Source organism: Flavobacterium plantiphilum (assembly GCF_046000495.1).
Taxonomy (GTDB): Bacteria; Bacteroidota; Bacteroidia; order Flavobacteriales; family Flavobacteriaceae; genus Flavobacterium; species Flavobacterium plantiphilum.
The window spans coordinates 155,425-161,902 of sequence record NZ_JBELQA010000009.1; the positions used below are offsets into that span (position 1 = coordinate 155,425).

The following is a 6,478-nucleotide window of genomic DNA, read 5'->3' on the forward strand; positions in this document are numbered from 1 at the left end:
CCTTATTATTTTTTAACTTTTCAGAATAATGCCAATTAAAAAAGCTATTTCACAAATTGTGAAATAGCTTTTTTTTTAATCTTTTTCAGATAAAATTAGATTATTTAATTAAAATAACTTCTACTCTGCGATTTAGAGCTCTTCCTTCAGCTGTTTTATTAGTAGCTATTGGTTTAGTAATTCCATAACCTTCGGAAGAAAGTCTGTCAGCACTAATACCTTTAGAAATCAGATAATCTTTCACTGCAGCAGCTCTGTCTTTTGATAACTGAAGATTTTTTGCAACATTTCCGGTACTATCAGTATGTCCTTCCAGTTTAAAATTAGCATTATTGTATTCTTCCATTACATTTACAATTCCTTCTAATTTATCATGGGATTCAGGTTTAATAGTAGCTTTGGAAGAATCAAATAAAACTGATTTAGAAAAATCATTTAATTTTTTTATCACTTCTGTAGTAACTTCAGGACAGCCTTTATTTGCTAAAGTTCCTTTTACTTTTGGACATCTATCATCTTTATCCACAACTCCGTCTCCGTCAGTATCCGGCCAAGGACAACCTGCATTTTCTTTTGGTCCGGCTACAGATGGACATTTATCATCTTTATCCAAAACCCCATCATTATCTTTATCTTCCCACGGACAACCATTGTTAGCAGCTGGTCCGGCAACAGTTGGACATTTATCATCTTTATCTAGTACACCATCATTATCCTGATCTCCCCACGGACATCCGTTATTTTCAACAGGTCCGGCAACAGTAGGACATTCATCCTCATTATCTAAAACTCCGTCTCCATCCTGATCTTTAGCTTTTTTTTGGTAAATTGGAATTTTAAATCCTAAATGAATATCAGCAGCTCTGGAGCTTTTTGAAATTGCATTTGAAATTATCGAACTAGATCCGATAAAAAACACTCCAGTTCTCAAACCAAGTCCCACCTGAGCCTGTTCACTATACTCCATATAAGATACAGGAATATAAGCACTAAACCATTTTGATTCATATCGTGGTGTTATACTCACACGATTAGCAATGCTATTTTGATTTAATTTTGTTCTGCTTGCCACTCCAAGATCACCATTAGCATTCAAATAAAATCTTCTGTAAATATTCCAGTCTACATCAGCATGTAAAGCAGTTGGTAAATAAGATCTTACTGTCCCATTAATTGGTATTGGAGTAAACTCCCCTTTCATAAAATCATCAAAATTGTCATAACTATCAAAATCATCCTGAGTAAATGTACCGTTCAAATCATAACTATTACGAACTCCTTTATCGTATTTCATAGAACCTAAATCGGTAACAGAAACACCAAAACGTAATTTGTATTTATTCACTTCTTTTAAGTCATTAATATCAGCTCTTTCAGCAGTATATTCTGGTCTCCATTCGTAAACTAATCCTAAATCAACACCAAAGCCTCTGGATTGTGAATCAATGTCTACATCTGAATCACTGGCAAAATCCTGACTTGATCCATAAATAGCATTACCATTAGTCGTAAATCTGTCTAAAAGAGGATCTCCAAAATCATCGTATTTAACAGATACATTTGTTCCTTGAAAATGATAATTAGCTACTCCTTGCAAATATTTAGCAGTAATACCTCCTTTTAAGAAATGCTGGCCTTGTTGGTACAAAACAGCAGCATAAGAAATACCAAGTTCTCCCCATGAATTCCCTACAGCATTTGGACTACCTAATGTGGCAGTAGGAAAAGTATTTTTATTATCTTTTGTCACATCATTAATAACCTGTCCATTGACATCAAGAACATTTATAAAGGCTCTTGCTCTAGTATATATAGCCAATGAATGTTTTGGAGCAATGTTAAACATTACGGATGGTCCCATAGCATCAACATTCATAAAACCATTATTGGCATTACTAAAATTCTTTTTTGCTTCTAAATCAAAATCATATCCGTCTTTAAAAACATCAAAAATCTTAACTCCATACAGATCATTAGCCACAGTTGAACTCGTAGAAAACAAATTAATATCTACTTTGAACCGGGAATCTGCTATAGAAGCCGGGTTAAACAAGACTCCTTGAACACCAGCATAATTATCTGGTGTATAACCTAAATAAGCCTGTGCATTGGCAGTGTAAAAAGCTGCAAAAGCAAACAACGAAAGAAATACGTTCTTTTTCATATTTGATACTATTAATTAATAAATTTGGGACAAAAAAAAGCACCTAATTTGATAACGCAAATTAAGTGCTTTTTCTTATTAATACCATTAAAAAAATTATGTTTTTTTTAACAGATAATGTTTAATTAACGATTAGAAAACCTCGCTGGCTTCTTTTAGTTTTTCAGTATTATTAACTAATTGTAACTCATCAACAATTTTCTGAATATCACCATTCATGATATTTCCTAAATCATACAAAGTCAAACCAATTCTATGATCGGTTACACGTCCCTGAGCATAATTATAAGTTCTAATTTTTGCCGAACGGTCACCAGAACTTACCTGAGAAGTACGTTTAGTAGCATCTTCAGCTTCTTTTTTAGCTAATTCCATTTCGTATAAACGGGAACGTAATACGCCTAAAGCTTTGTCTTTATTTTTATGTTGTGATTTCTGATCCTGACACTGAGCCACTAATCCCGTAGGAATGTGAGTCAAACGCACAGCAGATTTAGTTGTATTAACCGATTGTCCTCCAGGTCCTGACGAACAAAAGAAATCCACACGCACATCATTCATATCTATTTGCACATCAAACTCTTCTGCTTCCGGCAATACCATAACGGTTGCTGCTGATGTATGCACACGTCCTTGAGTCTCAGTTTGAGGAACACGCTGTACACGATGAACTCCTGCTTCGAACTTTAATGTTCCGTAAACGTCCTCTCCGGTAACTTCAAAGATAATTTCCTTAAATCCCCCTGAAGTTCCTTCATTCATATCCACAACTGAAGTTCTCCATCCGCGGCTTTCACAATATTTAGTATACATTCTGAATAAATCCCCTGCAAAAATACTGGCTTCATCACCACCAGTTCCTGCTCGAACTTCCACCATAACATTCTTCGCATCCTCAGGATCTTTAGGAATTAACATAAACTTAATTTCTTCCTCAAGAATAGGCAATCTTTCTTTAGCTTCGTCTAACTGCATCTTAGCCATTTCGGTCATATCAGCATCACTTCCGTCAGCAATAATCTCATTGGCTTCGTCAATATTCGCCATCAAAAGAACATATTCATCTCTTTTTTCAGCCAAAGCCTTAAGATCTTTATACTCTTTATTCAACTGCACATAACGCTTTTGATCGGCAATAACATCCGGCTGGATAATTAAATCCGAAATCTCGTCAAAACGTTGTTTCACTATCTGAAGTCTGTCTAACATAGTTGTAGTCCTTATAATTGGAGTGCAAAAATACAAAAAAGATTGCACATTTTAGAATCCCATTTTCACATTTTTTCAAGAGCTGGTTAGTGCTTCCGATAGTTGTCGGAACGCTCTGTCTTGTGTGCCTTTACAATCAACTCTCTTCCGAAATTTTATTCACCATATAAATCATAATTCCGCCTAAAAATGTCATAACTAAAAAAGCCCATTTCATACTCAATACCTCAGATATAAATCCTACCATGGGCGGAACGACTAAAAAACCAAGATATCCAATAGTGGAAATAGAAGTCAATGCCGAACCACTACTCAAACTTTTAGATTTTCCAGCAATACTAAAAACCAATGGAACAGTACAGGAAACACCTACTCCAATCATAACAAATCCTATTATGGTAGGAATTATAAAAGGCAAAAGAAAACTAATTAAGAACCCAATTGAAATTAAAATAGCACTGTAAAACAAAATATTTTTGATACCAAAACGCATGACTACATAATCCCCTAAAAAACGACCTAATGTAACTGCGGTCATAAAAAACACAAAAGCTGCCGTTGTAATTTTAGGAGAAGCATGTAAAACATTCTGAAAATATATACCACTCCAATCATACATAGTATTCTCGCATGCCATAGAAACAAAACAGATGATAGCAAATTTCATTAACGTTTTATCGGGCATCGAGAAAAATTTCTTTTTTTCCCTTGATGGTTCGCATTCTAAAGTCATTGGATAAAAGCAAGCCGTTACTGCAAGCATAGCAACACTAATTCCTAACAAATGAAATGAAGGATCTATGCGCTGAGTAACCATTACATATCCCAAACCTGCACCTGCAAACCCTGCTAAACTCCAAACCGCATGAAAAGTTGTCATTATGGAATTAGGATACAAACGTTGTACTTCCAGCGCTTGTGCATTCATCGATAAATTCAAAATATTTCTGGATCCCCCAAAAATCAACAATATAAGTACTAATTGCCATACAAATGCCGCAAAACCAGGTAAAGCTAAAACGATATTAAATAAAACTGCACCTAATAACATACAATAACGGCTGCTAAATAAATTCAATATCCTTCCTGTAAAAGGCATAGTCAGCATTAAGCCTATGGGAAAAGCAAATAAAACAGCTCCAAATTCAGCTTCTGACAAATGCAATTGCGCTTTTATAGCAGGGATTCTGGATGCCCATGAAGAATATCCAAAACCGGAAATAAAAAAAAATATAGTTGTTGCCAATCGATATCCTTTTTTCGAGTGACGTAAATTATCAAAATAGTTAAAAATCATAAAGTCATACATTATTTGGACTGCAAAAATATATCATTTAAATGGCTAAAGAATGTTAAAAAAGCCTAAATAATATTCTTAAAAACTATTGTTATTTTTACTAATTTTGCTTTGAAATTGACACAATATCAATTCATTTTTTTTTATGAAAACAACGGCTTCATTTCTTTCAATACTCTTGCTTGCTTCTTCTTGTCAAAAGAATGACTCTATTGAAAAAGACCAAATTAAAAAAGCCGATTGGCTTATTGGAAACTGGCAGGTAAAAACAAATACCGGAATACTTTCTGAAAACTGGGAAAAAGTAAATGACAGCACTTTTAAAGCAGAATCATTATTTATTAAAGACAAAGATACTATTCATAAAGAAAGTATTTTTCTGCAACAAAAAGAAGATACACTAGTATATAGCACAACAATAAAAGGACAAAATAATGACAAACCCATTCATTTTCAATTAAAAGAAGATACAGAAAATGAATTAATTTTTGAAAATCTAAAAAACGATTATCCTCAAAAAATCAGCTATAAAAAGGGATTAAATAACAGCTTAATAACTTATATTTCAGGGCTACAATTAAAAAAAGAAACTTCTGAAAAATATATTTTAGTAAAAACTAAATAATCCAAAATAAACTTCTATCCACAACCTTGCCTATCTACTGCAAGGTTTTTTGTTTTAAATAATTTATATTTACAAGTCTATTAACCAATATAAATTATAAAATGAAAAAAAATGAGACATTTCAACTGCTGACCGCATTAGCAATAGCTGTTCTCTCCGCAAACGATATCCAAGCTCAAAATCCACTTAATTTTGGCAGTAAAATATTTACCGCAGATCCCTCTGCACATGTTTGGAAAGATGGCAAGATGTATGTATATACTTCACATGATCTAGAATGTCAAACTGATTTTTTTATGAAAGACTGGCATGTATTCTCTTCTGGCGATTTAGTAAACTGGACTGATCACGGAGCTATTTTATCAGTAGATCAGCTTACGTGGGCAGATAATTTTGCCTGGGCACCTGATTGCGCCTATAAAAATGGTAAATATTATTTTTGTTTTCCGGCTGGTACTGGATTCAAAGATCGCATTAATCCAAAAAAAAGCACTAAATGGATGGGTATTGGTATTGCAGTAAGTGACACACCTACCGGACCATTTAAAGATGCAATTGGCAAACCATTATGGACTGCTCCTTATGCTAACGATCCTTGTTTGTTCATTGATGATGATGGCAAAGGCTATGTATATTTTAATGGAGGCGGAGATTATTTAGTTGCTGAATTAGCAGATGATTTATTAAGTGTTAAAGGAGAAATGTACTCGATGGATATGGGAGGTTACAAACCTAAAAGAGAAGGCCCCTGGGTTTTTAAAAGAAAAGGTATTTATTATTATACCATGCCGGAAGAAAATAGAATTCTGACTTATTATACAGCAAAATCTCCTAAAGGTCCTTGGAAATATCAAGGTGTTATTATGGAGGAAGAAAATGAAAGCAACAATCATCATTCTATTGTAGAATTCAAAGGGAAATGGATTTTATTCTATCACAGATGGCTGGATAACAATTCTGATTGTGGAGACAAACAACGACAGGTTTGCGCTGAAAACCTTTATTTTAATGAAGATGGAACCATACAGAAAATAAAGAGAACTTCAATAGGTGTTGGAAATTCTTTTAAATAAAAAAAACTTCAATTAGCATAACACTAATTGAAGTTTTTGTACTCAGAGCGGGACTTGAACCCGCACGAACATTGCTGTTCACTGGATTTTAAGTCCAGCGTGTCTACCAA

General features: G+C 33.9%; 5 protein-coding genes. 2 read left to right on the forward strand and 3 right to left on the reverse strand.

The window, feature by feature from the left end; genetic code table 11:
- Positions 1–100: 100 nt before the first annotated feature.
- The 3 genes from ABS764_RS15000 to ABS764_RS15010 form a co-directional block, all read right to left on the reverse strand.
- Positions 101–2,164: a DUF5723 family protein gene (locus ABS764_RS15000; protein ID WP_408082608.1), complete on the reverse strand. Its 2,064-nt coding sequence runs from the start codon at positions 2,162–2,164 to the stop codon at positions 101–103.
- 132 nt (positions 2,165–2,296) lie between these two features.
- Positions 2,297–3,373 (reverse strand): peptide chain release factor 1, encoded by a 1,077-nt coding sequence (gene prfA, locus ABS764_RS15005; protein ID WP_408082609.1) that lies wholly within the window; start codon positions 3,371–3,373, stop codon positions 2,297–2,299.
- Positions 3,374–3,509: 136 nt separating this feature from the next.
- The gene (locus ABS764_RS15010; RefSeq protein ID WP_408082610.1) at positions 3,510–4,670 is read right to left on the reverse strand and encodes an MFS transporter; all 1,161 of its coding nucleotides are present in this window, start codon (positions 4,668–4,670) and stop codon (positions 3,510–3,512) included.
- Between the two features lie 145 nt (positions 4,671–4,815).
- On the opposite strand from ABS764_RS15010, the gene ABS764_RS15015 reads away from it, so the two are divergent.
- Both ABS764_RS15015 and ABS764_RS15020 read left to right on the forward strand, forming a co-directional pair.
- Positions 4,816–5,295: a DUF6265 family protein gene (locus ABS764_RS15015; protein WP_408082611.1), complete on the forward strand. Its 480-nt coding sequence runs from the start codon at positions 4,816–4,818 to the stop codon at positions 5,293–5,295.
- Positions 5,296–5,396: 101 nt separating this feature from the next.
- Positions 5,397–6,368: a family 43 glycosylhydrolase gene (locus ABS764_RS15020; protein ID WP_408082612.1), complete on the forward strand. Its 972-nt coding sequence runs from the start codon at positions 5,397–5,399 to the stop codon at positions 6,366–6,368.
- The last annotated feature ends 110 nt before the right edge of the window (positions 6,369–6,478 follow it).

Excerpts from the sequence above, each read along its gene's own strand:
- ABS764_RS15010 (WP_408082610.1), bottom strand. The coding sequence starts at position 4,670 with ATGATTTTTAACTATTTTGATAATTTACGTCACTCGAAAAAAGGATAT.
- ABS764_RS15015 (WP_408082611.1), top strand. The coding sequence starts at position 4,816 with ATGAAAACAACGGCTTCATTTCTTTCAATACTCTTGCTTGCTTCTTCT.
- prfA (WP_408082609.1), bottom strand. The coding sequence starts at position 3,373 with ATGTTAGACAGACTTCAGATAGTGAAACAACGTTTTGACGAGATTTCG.
- ABS764_RS15000 (WP_408082608.1), bottom strand. The coding sequence starts at position 2,164 with ATGAAAAAGAACGTATTTCTTTCGTTGTTTGCTTTTGCAGCTTTTTAC.
- ABS764_RS15020 (WP_408082612.1), top strand. The coding sequence starts at position 5,397 with ATGAAAAAAAATGAGACATTTCAACTGCTGACCGCATTAGCAATAGCT.